Source organism: Streptomyces sp. NPDC013455 (assembly GCF_040632975.1).
In the GTDB taxonomy this organism is placed as follows: Bacteria; Actinomycetota; Actinomycetes; order Streptomycetales; family Streptomycetaceae; genus Streptomyces.
On record NZ_JBEYCX010000006.1, the window covers coordinates 319,871 to 340,349 of the forward strand.

15 protein-coding genes are annotated in these 20,479 nt (G+C 71.5%); 2 read left to right on the plus strand and 13 right to left on the minus strand.

The features are described from left to right. Nucleotides 1-124 precede the first annotated feature (124 nt). Entirely contained in the window at nt 125-1,366 is a 1,242-nt protein-coding gene (locus tag ABZ576_RS13535; RefSeq protein ID WP_360739553.1) for an Ig-like domain-containing protein, read from the plus strand. An 84-nt stretch (nt 1,367-1,450) separates the two neighbouring features. Here ABZ576_RS13535 and ABZ576_RS13540 read toward each other — a convergent pair whose 3' ends face one another. The 6 genes from ABZ576_RS13540 to ABZ576_RS13565 form a co-directional block, all read right to left on the minus strand. Then, nucleotides 1,451-2,671 carry a PP2C family protein-serine/threonine phosphatase gene (locus tag ABZ576_RS13540; protein ID WP_360739554.1) on the minus strand — a complete coding sequence of 407 codons (1,221 nt, stop codon included), beginning with the start codon at nt 2,669-2,671 and terminating at the stop codon, nt 1,451-1,453. A gap of 137 nt (nt 2,672-2,808) precedes the next feature. Then, nucleotides 2,809-3,396, minus strand: coding sequence for a histidine phosphatase family protein (locus tag ABZ576_RS13545; RefSeq protein ID WP_360739556.1), 588 nt, complete (start codon nt 3,394-3,396; stop codon nt 2,809-2,811). A 29-nt stretch (nt 3,397-3,425) separates the two neighbouring features. Beyond that, complete coding sequence (locus tag ABZ576_RS13550; protein WP_360739557.1) at nt 3,426-5,108, minus strand: pyruvate, phosphate dikinase; 1,683 nt, start codon at nt 5,106-5,108, stop codon at nt 3,426-3,428. Further along, nucleotides 5,105-5,731, minus strand: coding sequence for a transcriptional regulator (locus ABZ576_RS13555; protein WP_360739558.1), 627 nt, complete (start codon nt 5,729-5,731; stop codon nt 5,105-5,107). Before ABZ576_RS13555 ends, ABZ576_RS13550 begins: the two co-directional genes overlap by 4 nt. Nucleotides 5,732-5,842: 111 nt before the next feature. Continuing rightward, nucleotides 5,843-6,640 (minus strand): ABC transporter permease, encoded by a 798-nt coding sequence (locus ABZ576_RS13560; RefSeq protein WP_360739559.1) that lies wholly within the window; start codon nt 6,638-6,640, stop codon nt 5,843-5,845. Then, entirely contained in the window at nt 6,637-7,593 is a 957-nt protein-coding gene (locus tag ABZ576_RS13565) for an ATP-binding cassette domain-containing protein (RefSeq protein ID WP_360739560.1), read from the minus strand. Before ABZ576_RS13565 ends, ABZ576_RS13560 begins: the two co-directional genes overlap by 4 nt. Before the next feature lie 89 nt (nt 7,594-7,682). Here ABZ576_RS13565 and ABZ576_RS13570 point away from each other — a divergent pair, with 89 nt between their 5' ends. Continuing rightward, nucleotides 7,683-8,783, plus strand: coding sequence for a TetR family transcriptional regulator (locus tag ABZ576_RS13570; protein ID WP_360739561.1), 1,101 nt, complete (start codon nt 7,683-7,685; stop codon nt 8,781-8,783). 153 nt (nt 8,784-8,936) lie between these two features. Here the strand turns inward: ABZ576_RS13570 and ABZ576_RS13575 are convergent, their stop codons facing one another. The 7 genes from ABZ576_RS13575 to ABZ576_RS13605 form a co-directional block, all read right to left on the minus strand. Then, entirely contained in the window at nt 8,937-9,719 is a 783-nt protein-coding gene (locus tag ABZ576_RS13575) for a fumarylacetoacetate hydrolase family protein (RefSeq protein WP_360739563.1), read from the minus strand. Then, on the minus strand, nt 9,716-10,699 hold the full coding sequence (locus ABZ576_RS13580; RefSeq protein ID WP_360739565.1) for a methyltransferase: 984 nt from the start codon (nt 10,697-10,699) through the stop codon (nt 9,716-9,718). The genes ABZ576_RS13575 and ABZ576_RS13580 overlap by 4 nt, the downstream gene beginning before the upstream one ends. A gap of 62 nt (nt 10,700-10,761) precedes the next feature. Continuing rightward, on the minus strand, nt 10,762-11,808 hold the full coding sequence (gene dmpG, locus ABZ576_RS13585; protein WP_360739567.1) for a 4-hydroxy-2-oxovalerate aldolase: 1,047 nt from the start codon (nt 11,806-11,808) through the stop codon (nt 10,762-10,764). Further along, a complete protein-coding gene (locus ABZ576_RS13590; RefSeq protein WP_360739569.1) occupies nt 11,805-12,695 on the minus strand; it encodes an acetaldehyde dehydrogenase (acetylating) in 891 nt (296 codons plus the stop codon). Before ABZ576_RS13590 ends, dmpG begins: the two co-directional genes overlap by 4 nt. Beyond that, nucleotides 12,692-13,813 (minus strand): tryptophan dimethylallyltransferase family protein, encoded by a 1,122-nt coding sequence (locus ABZ576_RS13595; protein ID WP_360739571.1) that lies wholly within the window; start codon nt 13,811-13,813, stop codon nt 12,692-12,694. Before ABZ576_RS13595 ends, ABZ576_RS13590 begins: the two co-directional genes overlap by 4 nt. 68 nt (nt 13,814-13,881) lie before the next feature. Then, complete coding sequence (locus ABZ576_RS13600; protein WP_360739573.1) at nt 13,882-14,094, minus strand: MbtH family protein; 213 nt, start codon at nt 14,092-14,094, stop codon at nt 13,882-13,884. Continuing rightward, nucleotides 14,094-20,477, minus strand: coding sequence for an amino acid adenylation domain-containing protein (locus tag ABZ576_RS13605; RefSeq protein ID WP_360739575.1), 6,384 nt, complete (start codon nt 20,475-20,477; stop codon nt 14,094-14,096). The genes ABZ576_RS13600 and ABZ576_RS13605 overlap by 1 nt, the downstream gene beginning before the upstream one ends. Nucleotides 20,478-20,479: the final 2 nt, after the last annotated feature.

Genomic DNA, 20,479 nt, shown 5'->3' on the forward strand with positions numbered 1-20,479 from the left:
GCGTGGGCTTCGCCACAATTTACCCGTTTTTGAATGGAGGCCGCCTATATGTATTTTTGAAGGCTGATTGCCCTCTTCCGGTAATCAGTGCAGGAATGCGAAGACCAGTGGCAGGGAGAAGCGTTTGATCTCGCTCTATAAGCGACGCAGCGGGCTGGTGGCTACGGCCGGTGTACTCGGTGGCGTACTCGCAGTCACGGCTCTCGGCGGTACGAGCAACGCTGCGACCGGCGACAACGAGCCCGGGAAAGACCCGAAATCCCAGACGCGGGTGAAGCAGGCGGACGCCCCGGAGGTCTCCGACGCCCGCATAGAGATCACGCCGAGGCAGGGTGCCCACGGCGTCGGGATCGACGACCCGGTCGGCGTCACCGTCAGTGGCGGCAAGCTCACCAAGGTGACCATGACCGCCGTCGCGACCGGTACCGAGGTCGCGGGCACGCTGTCCGCGGACGGCACCTCCTGGAAGCCGGACGGCCGGCTGGAGCGTGCCACCCGGTACCAGATCGCCGCGGAGGCCGAGGACGCCGAGGGCCGCCCCGCCACCGGTAACGCCACGATCACCACGGTCTCCCCGGCCAACGACTTCCTCGGGCACGTCTCCCCCCAGGCCGGCTCGACCGTCGGCGTGGGCATGCCCGTGACGGTCGGCTTCGACAAGGCGATCGGCGACAAGGCCGCCGTGCAGTCGCGGATCCAGGTCACCTCCAGCAGCGGCCAGCAGGTCGTCGGCCACTGGTTCAACGACCACCGCCTGGACTTCCGCCCCGAGAAGTACTGGGAGCCCGGCTCCACCGTGACGGTCAGGCTCGACCACCAGGGCGTCCGGAAGACGGTCACGTTCAAGATCGGCCGCAGCCAGATCAGCACCGTGGACGTGAAGAAGAAGCGGATGACCGTCGTCCGGGACGGCAAGACGATCAAGACCATCCCGATTTCGGCGGGCAGCTCCGAGCACCCGACGTACAACGGTCAGATGGTGATCTCCGAGAAGTACCGGCAGATCCACATGAACGGTGCGAGCGTCGGCCTCACGGAGAAGGACGGCAAGCCCTCGTACGACATCAAGGCCGTACCGCACGCCATGCGCCTGACCGACTCGGGCACGTTCATCCACGGCAACTACTGGGGCGCCGACTCGGTCTTCGGCAAGGCCAACACCAGCCACGGCTGCGTGGGCCTGAAGGACGTCAGGGGCGGCGGCGACGGCAGGAAGCCGGCCGCGTGGTTCTTCGACCAGTCGATCACCGGTGACGTCGTGATCGTCAAGAACTCCGACGACAAGACCGCGCTGGCCCCGGACAACGGCCTCAGCGACTGGAACATGTCATGGAGCGAGTGGGTCGCGGGCAGCGCCACCCCCTGACGCTCTCCACGCGGCGGGACCGGCCGTGCACCCCCGGTCGGCGACGGCCCCGCCCCACCGCTGCGTCTCGTCGGCGACGAGCGATCAGGGTGTGAGCTTTTCCTGGTGCGGGTCACGCCACTCGGCCAGCAGGACGGTGGCGTCGTCGTCGAGGTGCCCGTCATGGTGGCCGAGGACGGCATGGATGAGCCGGCGCAGCGTCTCGTGGACGGTGAGCCGGTCGGCGTGGTGGCGCACCAGATAGTCGGTGAAACGCTGCAGGCCGAACTGTCTGCGCTCCGCGTCGCGGGCCTCGACGACGCCGTCCGTGTACAGGACGAGCCGGTCACCGGGCTGCAGCTGCTCGTGGCAGACGGTCACGGGGATCTGCAGGTCGACGCCCATGGGGCCGGCCGGCGGGCACTTCAGCTCGTGGGACCAGCGCCCTGCCCGCAGCAGCACGGGCACCGGATGGCCCCGGTTGATCCAGGTCAGCCGCCCGCTCCTCATGTCGAGGTCGGCGAGGATGCCGGTGACGTAGCGGGTGGTGCCGAACTGCTCGATGAGGGTGTCCTCCACCGCCTGGGCGACCGCGGCGAGACCGGCGTTCTGGCGGCGGGCGTTGCGGCACGCGGCGACCGCCATGTTGGCGGTCAGGCCCGCCCGGGCGTCATGCCCCATCGCGTCGAACATCGACAGGTGCAGCACGCCGTCGGCCACGGCGTAGTCGAAGGCGTCACCACCCACGTCGTAGGCGGGCTCCGACAGGGCGGCGACGGTGGTGGTACGGCCGGCGAACGCCGAGGGCGGCGTCAGATGCCACTGCATTTCGGCGGACACGCTCATGGGCGCCGTCCGCACCAGGCGGGCGTAGGAGTCGCTGAAGTCCCGCTTGCTGAGCACCAGCAGAGCGACCATCGACGCCAACGCCCGCAACGCCTCCCGGGTCGGTCCGTCGTCCTGCTCGGTGTCGGCGCGCAGCGCGCCGAGGCGCTCCACCCCGTCGGTGACGGGTATCCACCATCGGCAGCGGGCCCGGGCAGCGGGGCGGTCCGGCTCGGCGACCAGGTCCACCCGCTGGTACGCCAGCCCTGCGAGGGTGGAGTCGACGGCGAGTTCCGCGCCTCCCAGGCCCGCGTCCAGCCCGCCGCCGGTGACCTCGCGCAGGACCCTGCCCTGCAGATCGACGAGGAAGAACGACACGTCGTACAGGCCCACCGCTTCGGCGCACTCGGCCACCATCCGTGGCAGTTCCTCCAGCGTCACCACATGGCTGGCCATCATCAGACCGGTCAGCGCGCGGCCCACGTTCGCCGGATCACTCACAAGGCAAGTCTGCTCTCGGCTCCCCGTCCCGGCGACCCGCCGGGCAGACGACCGGTCATCCGTCTGCCCGGCGCATCGGAAGGCGCGCCCCACCGGTGCGCGTGCCGCCGCGGACGGCCCGGCGACTGATGATCGGTTCAGGGGCGGGTGCCGGCTCCGAACCCCGTCCACCGCAGCTCGGCCGGAAGGTGGCCCATGTCGTTGTACAGCAACACCGCCGGTGCCGTGCCGTCGCGGTACTCGATCACGGTGAGCGCCGCGTTCCCGCAGTTCAGGCCTAGCCATCGCACCGGCGGCGCGTCCAGGGCGTCCCGGACCAGCCAGGCCACCTGGTAGGCGTGGGTGACCAGGACCTCATGTGTCTCGGTCGCGGCGGGGCACGCGAACCTGTCGGTCAGGGCGTCGGCACGGCGGCGCGCGTCCTCGGCTTCCTCGGCGCCGTAGCCGTCGAAGAACGCCGCCCACGACGGCGGCACGTCGACCGGTACGTGCGGGATGTGATCGATCAGCTCCGGGGCCTCCCGCACGACGGCGCCGGGCAGAGCGGCACCCACGATCCGCGCGGAGCGCACCGCCCTGGGCAGCGGCGAGTGCCACACCGAGTCGATCGGAAGGCCGGCCAGGCGCTTGCCGACCAGCTCCGACTGCCTCTCCCCCACGTCGGTCAGTGTGCCGAAGGGGTCGGCCGCCCCGTGTCGTACCAGGTACACGTGCCGGGTTGCCATGGTGCGTCTCCTGTCGGGAAGGAAGCGGGTCAGCGGTTGCGCAGGGCCCTGTGGGCCGCGTCGAGGCGTTGGGTCTCGTCGCGGGCGGAGTGGTCGCCCGAGACGTCGTCGGCCCAGGAGAGCAGCCGGTGGACGTGTTCGCCGGCGGCGTCGGTGACGATGCGGGGGCTGCCGAGGGCCACGTCGCCGCTGGTTCCGTCGACGGTGATGAGCGTGCCCTCCGGGAGGGTGCGGCCGGCGGCCGTCACGCAAACGCTGTCGCGGTCGACGACGAGGCCGGCGACACCGACGACGGCGGGCTTTCCCATGGCGCGTGCGACGACCGCGGCGTGGCTGGCGGGCCCGCCGCGCGCGGTGACGATTCCGGTGGCGGCGGCGAGGCCGTGCAGGTCGTTCGGGGAGGTCTCCGGGCGTACCAGGATGACCGGATCGGTTCGGGCCATGCGTACCGCGCCGTCCGCCGTGGTGGCGATCCTGCCGGTGGCGACACCGGGGCAGGCGCCGATTCCCCGGGCGAGGACGTCGGCCTCGGCGGACGCGATGCGAGGGGTGCGCACGTGCCGGAGATGGAGCGGTGAGATCCTCAGCAGTGCCTCCTCCCGTCCGATGAGTCGCTCATCGACGAGCTCGGCGGCCACGCGGACCGCGGCACCCCCCGCGAACCGGCCGGGCCGGACCTGCAAGAGCCACAGCTCGCCGGACTGGAAGGTGAACTCGACGTAGCAGGCGTCGCGGTAGTGCTCTTCGATCCGGCGCAGCGCGTCGAGCAGCCCGGTCCACACGTCCGGCTCCCGCTCGGCGAGTTCGCGCAGGGGCCGGGTCGTCGATCTCCCGGAGACGACCTCTTCTCCCTGGTGCTGGAAGAGGACTTCGCCGAACGGGAGGTTCTCGCCGGTGTCGGGGTTGCGGCTGAACGCGACTCCGGTGCCGCTGCCGCCGTCGCGGTTGCCGAAGACCATCCGTTGGACGATCACGGCCGTGCCCAGGTCGTGCGGGATGTCGTTCAGCTCGCGGTAGGTGCGCGCGCGGGGTGCGTCCCAGGACGAGAAGACGGCTTCGATCGCCTGTCTGAGCTGGTGGGTGGCGTCGTCCGGGACGGGTCGGCCGCTTCGTCGCCGGACGAGCTCCTCGACCGCCTTGATCGACTCCGTCAGGGACGCTTCCCTGTTCTCGGTCTGCCCAGGATGGTCTGCGGGGGCGGCGGCCGCTGCGGCGGCCGCGTTCGTGGTCGCGTTCGTGGTCGCGTTCGTGGTCGCAATCGTGGTCGCAATCGTGGTCGCGTTCGTGGTCGCGGAGGCGAAGCTCGTCAGGAAGCTCAGCCGCGAGTGCAGTGCGAACGGCCGGTCGCCGGTCTCGGCGGCGAGGCCCTCGGTGGCTGCGGTCGTGAGGCCGAGGTTGAGGATCGTGTTCATCATGCCGGGCATGGACACGCTGGCCCCGGAGCGGACGGACACCGCCAGCGGCTTGTGCGGTCCCCCGAAGGCACGCCCGGTGGAGCGTTCGAGGTCGGCCATGGCCGTCGCGAGCTCGTCCTCGAGTCCCGCGGGAAGGCGCCCGTCCCGCAGGAAGGCGCGGCAGGCTTCCGTGGTGATGACGAACCCGGCCGGCACCGGCAGGCCGAGGCGGTGCAGTAGGACCAGGCCGAGTGCCTTGCCGCCCAGGGTCTCGGCCGTCTCCTCGACCCGGGTGGAGATCGTGCGGATCCACCTCATCGCCGCAACCCCAGTGTGGACAGCAGGTCTTCGTGCAGCTCCGCCCAGACGATGTGGTACGACGCGGTGCTGTCGGCCACGTACTCCAACCGGCCGGCGGCGGCGCGTTCGAGAGCTTCGGTGAGGCGGATGCGGTAGCGGCCGAACCGGGGCAGGGCCGCGGACAGTTCGGCGCACACCACGGCGGCGCGTCGGTCCAGGTCGGCGAAGCGGGCCAGCACCCGGGCGTCGTAGTCGGGATCGCCGTGGTCGTTGACGCTCATGACGCCGTCGACGGCGCGGAGTTGCCAGGCCGTGCAGAGGTCGAGCAGCTCGGGGTTGAGGACGAGGAATTGCTCGTACGCCGCCGTCACCCGCTCGCGGGCGCCGGCCGACTCCAGTTCGTGGGTGATCCGCTCGGCATCCGCCACACGGCCGGCGTCCGTGAGGCTCCACCCCGGTATGTCGCCGGACAGGCGTGTGACCAGACCGTCGGCCCCGAGATCGATGAGCTCGGACTCGGCATCGGATTCGTCGAGCCCCGTGATCGAGTGGAGGCGGGCGAGGGTGATGGTGCCGGCGCAGCGCAGGGCGTGCAGCACGAGCAGGCCGGTGTCCGTCGCGCGAGCTTCGGGCCAGGTCATGGGTGATCCTTCCGGGGGTGGGGCGCATGTCGTGCGTGGTGCGGGAGATTTGCCGGCTCGCGGGTCCGGGCGTGTCCCGTCACGCGACCGGCCTCGACGCGGACCACGTCGTCATTCCTGGCGGCCGTATGCGCGGACCGCGAGGGGGCAGAAGACGACGAACAGGAGGGCCGACCACAGCAGGGTGCGGCCGGTGCTTCCGTCGTCCGGCGTCCCGTTCAGCAAGGCGCGGCAGGCGTCCATCACATGGGTGACGGGATTGACGTCCGCCCAGGCCCCCAGCCACCCGGGGAGGGTGTCGGTCGGGGAGGCCAGGCTGCTGCCCAGTTGGAGCGGCAGGAAGGCGATGAAGCTGAACGCCAGCACGGCCTCGGCGCTCTTGACGATGACACCGATGTACACGGTGACCCAGCTGAGGCAGAACCCGAACAGGATTGCGAGCCCGGTCGCCCCCAGTGCGGCGGGGATGCCGCCCTCGACGCGGAATCCGAGGGAGAGGCCGATGACGAACAGGATGGTGACGGCGATCAGATAGCGGAGGATGTCGGCCGTCACGGAGCCGAGCAGCGGTGCCGTACGGCTGATGGGGAGGCTGCGGAACCGGTCGGTGACGCCGTTCTTCAGGTCGAGGTTGATGGCCGACCCGGTGGAGACCATTCCGGCCAGTCCTGCGCCCATGACGAGGATTCCGGGGAACAGGTACTGCAGGTATGCGCCGGTGGAGCCGGCGACCGGGCGGCCGAACAGATAGAGGAACAGGACCATGAACAGCGCGGGGGTGACCACGCCGTTCATCAGCGGACCCGGATTGCGGGTGGTCTTGAGGAGGCTGCGCTGGGCGAGCACTGCGCTGTGCCGGAGGGTGGCGAGGCGTCGCGGCCGGGCGGTGCCGGTGAGGGTGGTGGTCATGCTGCGTCCTTGGCGTCGGCGGTGGGGGATCCGGTCAGGGACAGGAAGACCTCGTCGAGGCTGGGCAGGCGGAAGGCGATCTCGCCGACATTGACGCCGCGGTCCCGGAGTTGAGCGGTCATCTCGAAGAACTCGGCGTCGCCCGCGACCGGCACGATGAGTTCGTGACGGCGTGAGCGGTCGGGCTCCCGGCCCGTGACCCGGGCGATGACGGCGGCGGCGGGGTCGAGGTCGGCGGCGTCGGCCGGGCGGAGGACGACCGTGTGCCCGCCGATCTGGCGCTTGAGGTCGGTGGGTGTGCCGGACGCGATCACCCGCCCGTGGTCGATGACGGTGATGCCGTCGGCGAGGGCGTCGGCCTCTTCGAGGTACTGGGTCGTGAGCAGGACCGTGACGCCGTCCTCGCCGAGCCCACGGATCATCTGCCACAACTCGTCCCGTTTGCCGGGGTCCAGTCCGACCGACGGCTCGTCGAGGAAGACGACCTCGGGCCGGCCGACCAGGCTGGCGGCCAGGTCGAGGCGGCGGCGCATCCCGCCCGAGTAGGTGGCGACGGGCCGGTCGGCCGCGTCGTCGAGACCGAAGCGGGAGAGCAGCTCACCGGCCCGTCGGCGGGCGTCGCCGCGCCTGAGGTCGAGGAGCCGGCCGATCATGACCAGGTTGGAGCGCCCGGACAGCTCGTCGTCGACGCTGGTGTGCTGCCCCGACAGCGCGATGCGCCGACGGACCCCGGCCGGATCCCGCCGGGCGTCGATTCCGGCCACGCGCACCTCTCCCGCGTCGGGGCGCAGCAGCGTCGCCAGCACACGGACGACGGTCGTCTTGCCGGCGCCGTTGGGCCCCAGCAGTCCCAGCACATGCCCGCGAGGAGCGGAGAGGCTCACTCCGTCGACGGCCGTCGTCCGGCCGAATGTCTTGGTCAGTCCGTCGACCTCGAACCCGTTGTCACCCACGACCAACTCCGATGTTCGCGTCTTTCAGATGCCGACATCATCTGGATGCTGGTTGTATCATGACACACAGAGGAGCCGAAGGGGGCACGATGGCGAGACTGACCCGCGCACAGCAGCAGGAGCGGACCCGTGCGGCGGTGCTGGTCGCGGCCCGGCAGGAGTTCGCCGAGTTCGGCTACGCGGAGGCCAAGATCGACCGGATCGCCGAGCGGGCCGAACTGACCAGGGGCGCTGTCTACTCCAACTTCACCGGCAAACGCGCGCTCTATCTCGCGGTGCTGGTCGACGCCGCCGAACGGGCCCGGGACGCCGCCGAACCCGCGGCCGAGTCGCCCGACTCCGTCGGACAGGCGCTCGGCTCGTTCGCCCGCGTGTGGCTCGAACGGCTGCCCTTCCTCGGTGACACCCCGGGAAGCGGCCATCTGCAGTTGCGCTCACTGTCCGGGGTGCTGGGCACCGAGTCGGCGCGGGCCGCGCTCGCGGAACTCGTCCGGTTCGAGGCACTGTTGCTCGCGCTGGCGCTTGAGCCGCGCGCCGCCGCGCGCGCCGGGACCGTACGGCCCGCCGGGCTGGCCCTGACCCTGCTCCACGGCGCGGCCGGGCTCGCGGAGAACGCCCCCGGCGTCGGCGACCCGTTCGATCTGGCGCGCGCGGCCGAGCATCTCGCCGGAATCGCCCTCGGCGACGCCCCGGAGCCGCCGTATCTGCCCTATGTCACTCCGGCGCGCTCGGCCGAGGTTCCGTGGGTGCCGCCGGGCGGTCTGCGCGACGAGATCACCGGCGGGCCGGTCGACCTCGGCGACGACGGGGTGGTCGTCGTGCTGGGTGTCGGACGCCTGTCCGCGGCCGAGGACGCGATGCGCTCGGCGCGGCCGGACGAGGAGGCCACGATCGTCGTCGTCACGAGCGACCCCGCCGAGACCGGCCGACTGGCCCGGCTCCGGATCGTGGATCTGGTCGGCTGTCTGCGCCGGGTGTTCACGGCCGACCGGCTGCCCCGGGTACGGGTGGTGTTCGACGACACCGGCTCGGTCCCGGCAGCGCTCGGCCACCCCTCGGCCGACGACCTCACCGAGATCGCGGTCCGGGTCCGCGACGGACTGATCACGGCCCACGCGACCGGCCGCGGCGCGGGCCACGCCGTGGCCCGCCACCACTCCCCCGATGCCGGGCGGAGCGGGGCGGTGTGACACCGGGCGCACCTCGGCCGTCCGCGCGCCGAGGACCCGCCGGCCGGCGCGGGACCGCCGGCCGGCGCGGGACCGGCGGCCGACGCGGGACCGGCGGCCGACGCGGGACCGGCGGCCGACGCGGGACCGGCGGCCGACGCGGGACCGGCGGCCCTACGTGCTGAGGGACACCGAGCCCAAGGCGCCGAACGCGGCGTGCACCTCCTGGTCCGGCAGCAGGTCCACCGCGCCGGACCAGGAACCGGCCAGTACGAGGTCACCTGCCGCGACGCCGGTGCCGAAGTCCGCCAGGATGCGGACCAGACAGGCCACCGACTCCGCCGGATGGCCCATGACCGCCGAGCCCTCGCCGGAGTACTCGGTGTCGCCGCCGCGCAGGACCATCCGGGCCGCCGCCAGGTCGGTGGTGTCCGGTGGGACGCCGGCGCCGACCACGGCAGCGGCGGAGGAAGCGTTGTCGGCGACGGTGTCCACCAGGCCGATCCTCCATTCCTCGATCCTGCTGTCGAGCACCTCCAGGACGGGGCAGACCTCCGTGGTGGCGTCGAGCACGTCCCTGGCCGTGACGTCGTGGCCGCTCAGGTTCCGCGCCATCCGGAAGGCGATCTCGCCCTCGACCTTCGGTGAGATGAACCGCCGCAGATCGAGGTGGGCGCCGTCGGGCAGGAGCATCCGGTCGGTCAGGTAGCCGAAATCGGGATGGTCGATGCCGAACATCCGCTGGATCGCCTCACTGGTCGCTCCGATCTTGAGCCCGGCCGGAACGGCACCGTCCGCCACATCGAGCGCACGGACCTCGCTCTGGATCGCGTACGCGTCCGCCAGGCCGAGCTGCGGATGCCGGAGCGACACGGGCGGCACCGGCCGGCGGGTCCTGGCGGCGTTCCACAGCTCGGCTGCGAGTTCCCGGTGGAGGGTCCGTACGGCGGTCGTCATCGGCTCGCCACGAAGAGCCTGCCCCCGGGCAGACCGATCGGCACGGTCCTGGTCCGTGAGAAGCCCGCCGTGGCGAACGTGTCCAGCCACTCCTGCTCGGTGGGGAGACGGACGTTCATGAAGGTGGAGTGCAGATAGGTGAAGAGCGCGCTGAACCTGCGCTCCTCCGGCTGCGGCGCGTAGGAGACGGCATCGGCCACGGCGAGGAATCCGCCGGGGGCGAGCGCGTCGCGCAGGGCACCGAGAACGCTCTGGGCCGTGCGGTCGTCCGCGACGATGTCGTGCAGGACGTAGCAGGCCAGGACGGCTTCCGCGCCGGCGACCGGCCCCGGGTCGTCGGCCAGTGACTCGATGGGCCGCTCGATCACCGTCAGGCGCTCGTGCACCCCGGAGGCGAGCGCGGCCTCGCGCGCGGCGGTGCAGGCGGCTGCACTGATGTCGACGGCCGTGCCGGTGCGTGCCGGATTCTCCCGCAGCAGGTCGATGAGCAGAGCGCCGGACCCGGCGCCGAGGTCCGTCACCCGGAGCGCGCCGGACGCCACGACCTGCTCGACGACCTGCGGATAGAACGCGCGTTCGCCGATCCATCGTGAACTGACCGCGACCCGTCGTCCGTTGCGCCGATGGGCGCGGGCGGCCTCGGCCGGGTCGCTCAGGAACGCGCGGGCATGGTCGATGAAGGGGCCGTTGGCGTTCATCGCCCAGGACACGTACCCGGCCTGGTGACGCAGGTCGGGGTAGTCGGCGGCCGCCTGGAAGTCGCCCGGGACGTCGGTCTCGACGACCAGACCCGCGGCGAGCAGCGCCGTCAGGTACGCGGTGACGCCGTCGAGGGGGACGCCGGCCGCCTTGGCCATGTCCGGGGCGGTGAACGTCTCACCGGAGTCCAGGATCTGGTCGGCCCCGATCTCGGCGCCGATCTGCAGCAGTGCGGCGACCGCGGCCGCGTCGGCCACGGAGTGCGGGGTGTGCCGTTGCATGGTTCCTTCTTCCTTGCCCGTCGGATATGGCCCGTCGGATACGGCCCGTCGGATGAGGCCCGTCAGATGTGGTCGGCGGAGGTGTACGGCAGGTCCCCGGGCGCCCGCCCGGCGGCCAGTCGCATGGCGACCTCGATGATGGTGTCCTCCTGGCCGGCCACCACCCGCCGTTCGCCCAGCTCGAGGAGGATCTCGCGGGGGTCGACGCCGAAGCGCCGGGCCGCGCGCCGCACCGGCGCCGCGAATCCGGAGAACACCCCGGCGATACCGCTGGCGATGGTGACGCTGTCGTTGGTCGGTACGTGCTTCACGAACCGTTCCTCGGCCGTGTCCGCCGCGTCGAGGGCGCCGAACAGCCTGATCCGGGTCTCCGTCTGTTCGACATGTAGGTTGGCGGCGACCAGTTCGATCGGCGCGTTGCCCGCCCCCGCTCCGAACCCGCGTGCCGTGACGTCCACGATGGTCGCCCCCGCCTGCATCGCGGTCATGCTGTTGATCACCGACAGGCCGAGGTTGTTGTGGGCGTGGAAGCCGATGGCGATGTCGAGCTTGTCGACCAGTTCGCCGACCTTCTCCCGCACCTTCTGCGGGGTGTAGGCGCCGGCCGAGTCCATCAGGATGACTGCCTCGGCACCGTAGTCCTGCATGAGCCGTGCCTGTTCGACCAGCTTCTTCGCCGAGGCCATGTGGCTCATCAGCAGCAACCCCTTCACGGTCACGCCCATGGACCGCAGCATCGTGATCTGCTGGCGGGTGACGTCCGCCTCGGTGCAGTGGGCGCCCACCCGGACCTCGTCCACACCGCAGTCGAGGGCGGGCTTGAGGTCGCGTTCGACGCTGGCGAAGCCGGGGATGGAGAGCACGCCGAGCCGGGACTGGCGCAGTTCGGCCTTGGCGGCGCGCAGCATCTCCGCGTCGCTGATGGCCGCGATGCCGACCTGGATGGACGAGGCGCCGAGACCGTTGCCGTGTCCGACCTCGACGACGTCCACGCCCGCCGCCTCGGCTGCCCGGGCGTACGCGCTGATGTCCTGGGCCCCCAACTGGTGGCCGACGGCGTGGTTGCCGTCCCTGAGCGTCGTGTCACAGATCTGGAGTGTGCCGCTCATGACCGCCCCCGCCCGGCGCGAGCCTCCGCCGCGGCGACGGCGGCGCAGGTGATGATGTCCAGATTCCCGGCATAGGGCGGGAAGTAGTCGCCCCGTCCCTCGACCTCCACCGTGAGCATGTAGCGGTCTCCGGTGGCGACCGGCGGCACCACGACCCGGTAGCCGGGAACGTAGGAACGGATCTGTTTCTCCATCGTGGTGACCGCGTCCCGCAGGGCGTCGAGGTCGATGCGTTCGGTGGTGCACACGGCGATGGAGTTGCGCATGACGATGCCGGGTTCGGCCGGGTTGATGATCAGCACGGTCTTGGTCCGGGTCGTGTCGCAGAACTCGCTGGTCGCCTGTTCCGTGGTGTGTACGTACTCGTCCAGGTTGGCCCGTGAGGCGGGGCCCACACTGGCCGAGGCGCTCGCCGAGACGATCTCCAGGTAGTCGACATGGCCCGCGATCCGCGTGATGCAGCGGGCCATGGGGACGGCCGCCTGCCCGCCGCAGGTCACCATGGAGAGGTACTGCTCCTCGGCGCAGTCCTCCAAGTTCAGGGCCGGGACGCAGAACGTGCCCCGGTTGGCCGGTGTGAGGTCGATGAACGGCAGACCCAGCGGCTCGACGACGCCCCAGTGGCGGGTGGCGTCGGCGGCGGAGGTCGCGTCGAACACCAAGTCGATGTCGTCACTGGCCTCGACGACCGCGTCGATGCCGTCGGTGCTCGTGGCGACCCCGCGGCCGCGAGCCAGTTCGAGGCCGGGTGACTCGGCCCGCCGGCCGGCGAACAGAACACAGGTCAGCAGCGGTGATGTCTCGATCTTCAGCAGCAGATCGGTTCCGATGTTCCCGGTCCCCACGATGGCGGTTCGCAGCGGAGCCGGATGCTCTGGCGTCCTCATTCGGTCCTTCCTCCCGCAGTGGGGCGGCCGCCGAGGTGATCCCCTTGGCCCGCACCGAGCGGCGGTGGGTTCACGTCGTGCATCTCCGGTGACAGATAGACCTTCACGCGAGGGCGGGAGCGGCCCGGCTGCCAGGAGAGGTAGTTGTGGATGCCGGTTCCCTCGTCGAGTTCGCGGTGGGCGATGCCGGCGAGCACACTGTCGTACCGGTGCAGCGCCTGCGGATCCGCGGCGAGGAGCCGGTGGATGCGCCGGCGGACCTGGCCGTCGTGCTCCGCGTAGGTCCACAGCGGTATGTAGAGCGTGGCCGGGGGCCGTTCGAGGGTCTGTACATCGAACAGCGACAGGCAGGTGACGGGTGGCTGGACGGTGAAGTGGCGGCGCCCGTCCGTCATGGTTCTGCACAGTGCGCGCACCTCACCCGGTTCGAATCCGGGGTAGGTCTTGAGGACGGCCGCCACCTCCTCGGCGTCGGCGGCGAAGTGCCGGAAGTAGACCTTCACCCGCGCCTCGGGGTCGTCGGCCAGGTCCAGGGAGAGCAGGAAGGGCACGTCGTACCCGGGCCGGTGGACATGGGTCTGGACCACAGGCCACAGATGTCCGGCCCCCACCCGGTCCAGTGCGGTGTACAGCAGGTCGAACACACCGTCCGGGCCGGTCACGTCCAGGTAGAACCAGACCTTGAAACGGATCGGGGCGCCGGGGCGCACCTCGGCGCCGTACATGGAAACATGCGGCCCGTGGGCGTCATCGAGCAGGAGCCGGTCCGCGAGGGCCGACCACCGGGCCGTGCCGGCGCCGTGGCGGTCGGCGAGCAGCGGCATGAGCGCCCGCGCCGCGCCGGGGTCACGGGCCGGTAGGCCCGCGGTCAGTGGCTCCATGGCGAACTGGAGGGCGGGCGCATCCCCGCCGAGGTCGACGGCGTACTCCACCGGCGACCCGTCGGGCGACACGTCCGACAGGGGGAGGTCGCTCGGACGGGCGGCGCCCCAGTGGCCGGTCATGGAGCGGAACGTCGCGACGAATTCCGCACCGCCGACTCCCACTCCCAGGGTTCGTGCTGTCTTCTCCAATAGCGTGGCGCAGGCGTCTCGGACCGTCGCCGACTCCTCGGTCACCCGGTTCTCCTTGTCAGGTTCCACGTCGGGGCGCGGGGTGGCTCACTGCCACGTGGCCGGTCCAGGGGTCACTCCTCGCCCATGGCGCGGGCCAGGCTCCGCGGCCGCATGTCGGTCCAGTGCTCCTCGACGAAGTCGAGGCACGCCTGGTGGGTGTCCTCGGGGTGGGCGACGGTCCACCCCGCCGGAACGTCCACGGCCGCGGGCCACATCGAGTACTGACCCTCGTCGTTGACCAGGACCAGGAAGGTTCCCTCCGTGTCGTCGAACGGGTTGCCCATCAGTTCTCCTCCTTGGTTGCCGCGTTGCGGGCGATGACGGCCCGGAGGTGTTCCTCCAGAACCGGGCCGATGAGCTTGAGCGCTTCGGGCGTCATGATCGTGCTGTGGCCGGTGGGGACCGGGTGGTACGTGATCTCACCGGCGACGAAGTCCCGCCACACCTCGGGGTCGAGCACCCGTTCCCTCTCCTCGGTCGCGCCGAAGATCAGCATGTCGGCGTCGACCCGCTCCGGCCGATGCCGGGTGGCGATGGTGATGTTGCGGTGCAGGATCTCCATCAGCAGCTGGAACTCGTCCTCGGCGACGTTGCCGAGGACGGTGTTGGTGGTGCGGGCCAACTCCGAGAACTGTGCGAAGGTGAGCTTGCCGCTCGGCAGGGCCGCCGGGTCGATGCCCAGCACTTCGAGGATGCCGGTGTAGACCTTGGCGGTGGCCTCGACGACCTGCCGCTGTTCCTCCTCGGTCAGGGGCCTGGCCGGTTCGGAGTCGAGCACGACGATGAGCCCGACCTGTTCCCCTGCGGCTTCGAGACGGGCGGCCATGGCGTGTGCCACGACGCCGCCGAACGACTGGCCGAGCAGGTAGTAGGGCCCGGTCTTCTGCACCTGCCGCATCTCCTCGATGCAGTGGTCGGCGACCTCGACCAGGGTCTCCGGCAGTTCGTCCGGGTGGCTCAGCGCACGGGACTGCAGCCCGTACACCGGGAAGTCGGGGCTCAGACGCAGGAGCAGATCCGAGTAGGACCAGCAGATCGCCGCCCCGGGGTGCACGCAGAACAGCGGCGGCAGGGTGCCCCCGGTGCGCAGCGGGAGGAGTACGTCGAAAGCCCTGTCGGTGCCGCCGGAGCCGAGGTGTTCGGCGAGTTGTGCGACGGTGGGCCCGGCGAAGAACGCCCGGATCGGCACCTCCGTGCCCATCACCTCCGCGATGCGGGCGATCAGCTGGTTGGCCAGCAGGGAATGCCCGCCCAGGTCGAAGAAGTTGTCCTCGACTCCGATCTGTCCCAGGTTCAGCACCTCGGCGAAGAGTCCGCACAGGATCTCCTCCTGCGGGGTGCGCGGGCCGCGCCCCATGGGTGCCGCCATCTGCGGCGTCGGCAACGCCTCCCGGTCCACCTTGCCGTTCGGTGTGAGCGGGAAGTCCTCCACGGCCGTCACCGCCGCCGGCACCAAATGCTCCGGCAGTGACCGGCGCAGGTCCTCCCGGATGCCGGTGACATCGGCGTCGGGGCGGGCGGGGACCACGTAGCCGAACAGTGCGGCGTCTCCCTGGCGGTCGGCGCGCACCGCCACGGCGGCCCGCGCGACGGCCGGGTGCTTCGCCAGCGCGGCCTCGACCTCGCCGGGCTCCACCCGCATCCCGCGGATCTTGACCTGGTCGTCGGTGCGGCCCACGTATTCCAGCTCGAAGGCGTGGTTGAGGCGGCCGATGTCCCCGGTGCGGTACATCCGTGAGCCGGCCGGGCCGTAGGGGTCGGCGACGAAGCGGCCGGCGGTCAGTGCGGGCCGGTGCAGATAGCCGCGGCCCACGGCCGGGCCGGCGACGTACAGCTCGCCGTCGGTGCCGGGCGGCACCATCCGCAGGGTCTCGTCGAGGACGTAGACGCGCATCCCCGGGTTGGGGCGGCCGACGGTGACGCGTGCGCCGTCCGCGACGTTCAGGGGGTCCGTCATGGTGCAGGCGACGGTGGTCTCGGTCTGTCCGTAGACGTTGACCATGCGCCGCCCCGGTGACCAGCGAGCGGCGAGATCGGGGGTGAGGACCTCACCGCCGAGGAGCAGGCCGCGCAGTGCGGTGAGGCGGCTGGGCGCGTCGGCGGGCAGGCTGGCCAGCACCGACGGCAGTGTCACCAGGTGGGTGATCCGCTGCTCGGCCAGCACCCGGGCCAGCGCCTCGCCCGCGAGGAGGCCGGGCTCGGGAAGGACCAGCGTGCCGTGCGCGGCGAACGCCACGACGAGGTCCATGACGGAGGCGTCGAAGCTGGGTGAGGAGAGCTGCAGGACGCGGGAGCCGGGGCCGAAGCCCCAGCGGTCCCGCCAGGCCCCGGCCGCGTCCGCCAGGCCCGCGTGGGTGATCACCGCGCCCTTGGGCCGGCCGGTCGACCCCGAGGTGTAGATGACATAGGCGGGGTGGTGCGGGCCGAGTGCGGCCGAGCGGTCCCGGTCGGTGGGGTTCGTGTCCGGCATACCTTCCCATCGCGCGACGGTGGCCGGGTCGTCGATGTCGAACACCGGCTGCCGGGCGCCGAGTCGGGCGGCCCCGGAGGCGTCCGTCACGACCAGCCCGGGCCGGGCGTCCGCGCACAGGTACGCCACCCGGTCGGCCGGGTAGGCGGGGTCGACCGGCAGATACGCCGCCCCGCTCTTGGCGATGGCGAGGACGGTGACGACCTGGGGCACCCCGCGCGGCAGCAGCACGGCGACGAGGTCCTCCGGGCCCATGCCCCTTTCGATCAGGGCCCGCGCCATCCGGTTGGCCCGGTGGTTCAGCTCGGCGTAGGTGAGGTCCGTCGTGCCGTCGGTCACGGCGATCGCGGACGGGTCGGCCGTCGCCCAGGTCTCGAACAGCCACGGCAGCGTTCCCGGCACGGGATCGGCACCATGGACTTCTTCCGCCCCGCTCGTCACGTCAAGTCCTCCGATGGGTTGGTGGGGAGAGTCGGCGACTTCGCGCAGCAGCGTGCCGAACGCGTCGAGGAAGCCGTCGATGGTCGCGCCGTCGTAGAGATCGGTGGCGTACTCGGCGGCGAGGACCAGCCCGGCGGGCGTGCCCCGGTCGTCGAACGTCTCGACCGCGTTGACGGTGAGGTCCACCCGGGCCACACCGGTCTCGACGCCGTCCAGGTGCGGCCGCGCGGTCAGACCGGCCAGTTCGAACTCGGCCTCCGGTGTGTTCTGCAGTGCGAGTTGCACCTGGAAGAACGGGTGGTGCGCGGGCGAACGGTCGGGGTTCAGCTTCTCCACCAGGTGGTCGAAGGGAACGTCCTGGTGGGCGTATGCGGCCAGGCTCGTGTCGCGCACCCGCTCCAGGAGCTGGACGAAGCTCGGGCCGCCCGAGGTGTCGATCCGCAGCACCAGCGTGTTGATGAAGAAGCCGACCAGGTCGTCGAGGGCGTCGTCGACCCGCCCGGCGATCGGTGCGCCCACCGGGATGTCGGTGCCGGCTCCGCTGCGGGTGAGCTGTGCGCCGAGCGCCGCCTGGAGCGTCATGAACAAGGTGGCGCCGTTGCCGCGTGCCAGCGCTCGCAGGGCCTGGTGGAGGTCTGCGTCGAGGGTGCGGGTCAGCGTCGCACCCTGGTTGCCGGCCTCCGCGGGGCGCGGTCGGTCGGCCGGCAGCGTCACCAGCCGTGGCAGGCCGGCCAGTTGTTCCCGCCAGTGGGCGAGCTGCCGGGTGATCCGGCTGTCCGGGTCGGTGTCGTCGCCGAGCATCCGGCGCTGCCACAGCGCGTAGTCCGCGTACTGCACCGGCAGCGGCGCCCAGGACGGGGCGCGTCCCGCCGCCCGTGCCTCGTACGCCGTGGTCAGGTCGCGGGCCAGTGGCCGCATCGACCAGCCGTCGGCGGCGATGTGGTGGACCACCAGCAGCAGCACCCATTCGCCGGGGCCCGTGGTGAACAGCAGGGCGCGCAGGGGGATCTCCCGGGCCAGGTCGAAGGCATGCCGGCAGGCGTCCCCGAGCACGTGGGCCAGGTCGTCCTCGGCGACCTCACGCACCGGCAGGTCGATGTCCCCGGCGTCCAGGATCCGCTGGTACGGCACTCCTCGGTGCTCGCCGAAGACGGTGCGCAGGGCCTCGTGCCTGGCCACCACGTCGCCCAGGGCCGACCGCATCGCGGACACGTCGAGGGCGCCGGAAAGCCTGATCGCCAGGGGGGAGTTGTACGTCGCCGACGGGCCCTCCAGCTTGTGCAGGAACCACAGCCGCCGCTGCGCGAACGACAGGGGCAGCACCTCCGGTCGGGGCTCCGGCACCAGCGCGGGCACCGTGCTGTCGGGGCCCGCGCCCTGTGCCAGCACCACGGCGAGCCGGGCGGGTGACGAGGTGGCGAACACCTGCCGCAGGGGCACCTCGACACCGAGGACGGCACGGATACGGCTGGTCAGCCGGGTGGCGAGCAGCGAATGGCCGCCGAGGTCGAAGAAGCCGTCGTCGACACCGACCCTGGGCAGGCCGAGGAGGTCGGCGAACAGCTCGCAGAGGATCTCCTCGTACGGGTTGCGCGGGCCCCGGTCCTCGGTGCCGGCGGTCGTGATCTCGGGTTCCGGCAGCGCCTTGCGGTCGATCTTCCCGTTCGGAGTGAGCGGGACCCGTTCGATCGGTGTGATCGTGGCCGGGACCATGTGGTCGGGCAGCAGGGCCTTGACCGCGGCGCGCAGTCCGGACACGAAGGCGCCGGCGTTCCGCGTGAGGGAGGGCACGTTGGCGACCGCTTCCGGGCTGCCCGGCCGGTAGACGTCCGCGAGGGGCGCGTCGTCGCCGGTGCCGGCGAGCAGCACCGCGTCGTAGGTGTCCCTGTTCGTCGGCGACCAGGTCGGCACCGCCCGCCAGCCGTGGTCGGCCGCCCACTGGCGTATCCGTTCGGGATGCAGCCGTGGGTCGGGCGAATCGGCCAGCCGGGGGTTGGGTATCCCGGTCACCCGTGCCGGTGCCGTCAGCTCGCCCAGGGCGTTGACGTCGCGGCCCCAGACCAGCTCCGGCAGGTTCCCGACCGGCCGCGCGGCGGCGGTGTGCAGCACCACCTCGTAGCGGTAGGCGGTCAGTTCGTTGTCGGCGTAGCCCCGCTTGAGCAGCACCTCTACGCCGGTCAGCCGGGGGTGGCGGAGGGCGGAGAAGAACTCGGGGGCGAGGAGGAGTTCCTTCTCGACGGCCACCGCGTGGTCCACGGCGGACGCGCCCGATCCGGGGTACCGGAACCGCTGCACTGCCGTGTGCAACGTCCGCAGCAGTCCGTGGTGCCGTACGTCACCGACGACGATCCGGCCTCCGTCGGCGAGCAGGTCGATCGCCTTGCCCAGTACGTCGCGCAGGTAGTCGGCGCTCGGGAAGTACTGGACGACCGAGTTGAGCACGATGGTGTCGAAGTGGCCCCGGGGCAGCTCCGACACGTCGTGTGCGGGCCGGCACAGCAGGTGTACGTGCTCCCAGTGCTGTTCGCGCGCATACTCCCGCAGTCGGTCCACGGCGGCGGCCGAGAAGTCCGTGGCCCAGTACTCCTCGGTCCGCTCGACCAGCGGGACCATCACCAAGCCGGAGCCGGCACCGATTTCGAGCACCCGGCGAGGACCGAACCGGGCCACCTGGTCCACGGCGGACCGCTGCCACTCCCGCATCTGCTCGATCGGGATGGGCGCGCCGGTGAAGGAGCTGTTCCAGCCCTCGAAGTCGGCGCCCGGCTCGCGCGGCAGTCCTCGGTAGACCTCGTGGTAGATGCTGCGCCATTCGTCGAGCTGGTCGTCGACGTCCGCCGGCACTCCCCCCTCGGCCGGTACGACGTAGGCGGCGAGCGAGACGGCTCCCGAGGTGTCCTGGCGCGGCACGACGACGGCACGCGCGACGGAGGTCTGTGCGGCGAGGACGCGCTCCACCTCGCCGGGTTCGACGCGGAAGCCCCGGATCTTGACCTGTTCGTCGGTACGGCCGAGGTACTCCAGCTCTCCGTCGGCATTCCAGCGGACCAGGTCGCCGGTGCGGTACATCCGTGTCCCGGCCGGGCCGTACGGATCGGCGAGGAACCGCGAGGCGGTCAGGGCCGGCCGCCGGCCGTAGCCCCGGGCCAGCCCCTCGCCCGCGATGTACAGCTCACCCGGCACACCCGGTGCCACCAGCCCGAGCGACTCGTCCAGCACGTACAGCCGGGTGTTGAGGGCCGGAGTGCCGATGGGCACCCTCGGCTCGTTCAGGTCGCCGGTCTGGGTGGCGACGACGGTCGCCTCGGTGGGGCCGTAGGCGTTGACCATGCGACGACCGGGCGACCAAGCCCGCACCAGTCCGGGCGGGCAGGCCTCGGCACCGACGATGAGGGTCCGGAAGCCGGTCAGGTCCTGCGGTGCCTCGGGCGGCAGGGTGCTCAGCACGGACGGCGGGATCAGGGCATGGGTGATGCGGTGCTCGGCGAGCGCCCACGCCAGTTCCTCACCTGCCAGGCGGTCCGCCGAGGCGATCACCAGGGCGGCGCCGGAGTCCAGGGCCCAGACGAGTTCCAGGACGGCGGCGTCGAAGCTCGGCGACGAGAACTGCATGATCCGGCTGTCGCCGTCGGCGGCGCAGCGCTGCCGCAGGGTGGCGGCGAGGCTCGTGAGTCCGCGGTGGGTCACCACGACGCCCTTGGGCCGGCCGGTCGAGCCGGAGGTGTAGATGACGTACGCCGGGTGGTCGACGACCAGGG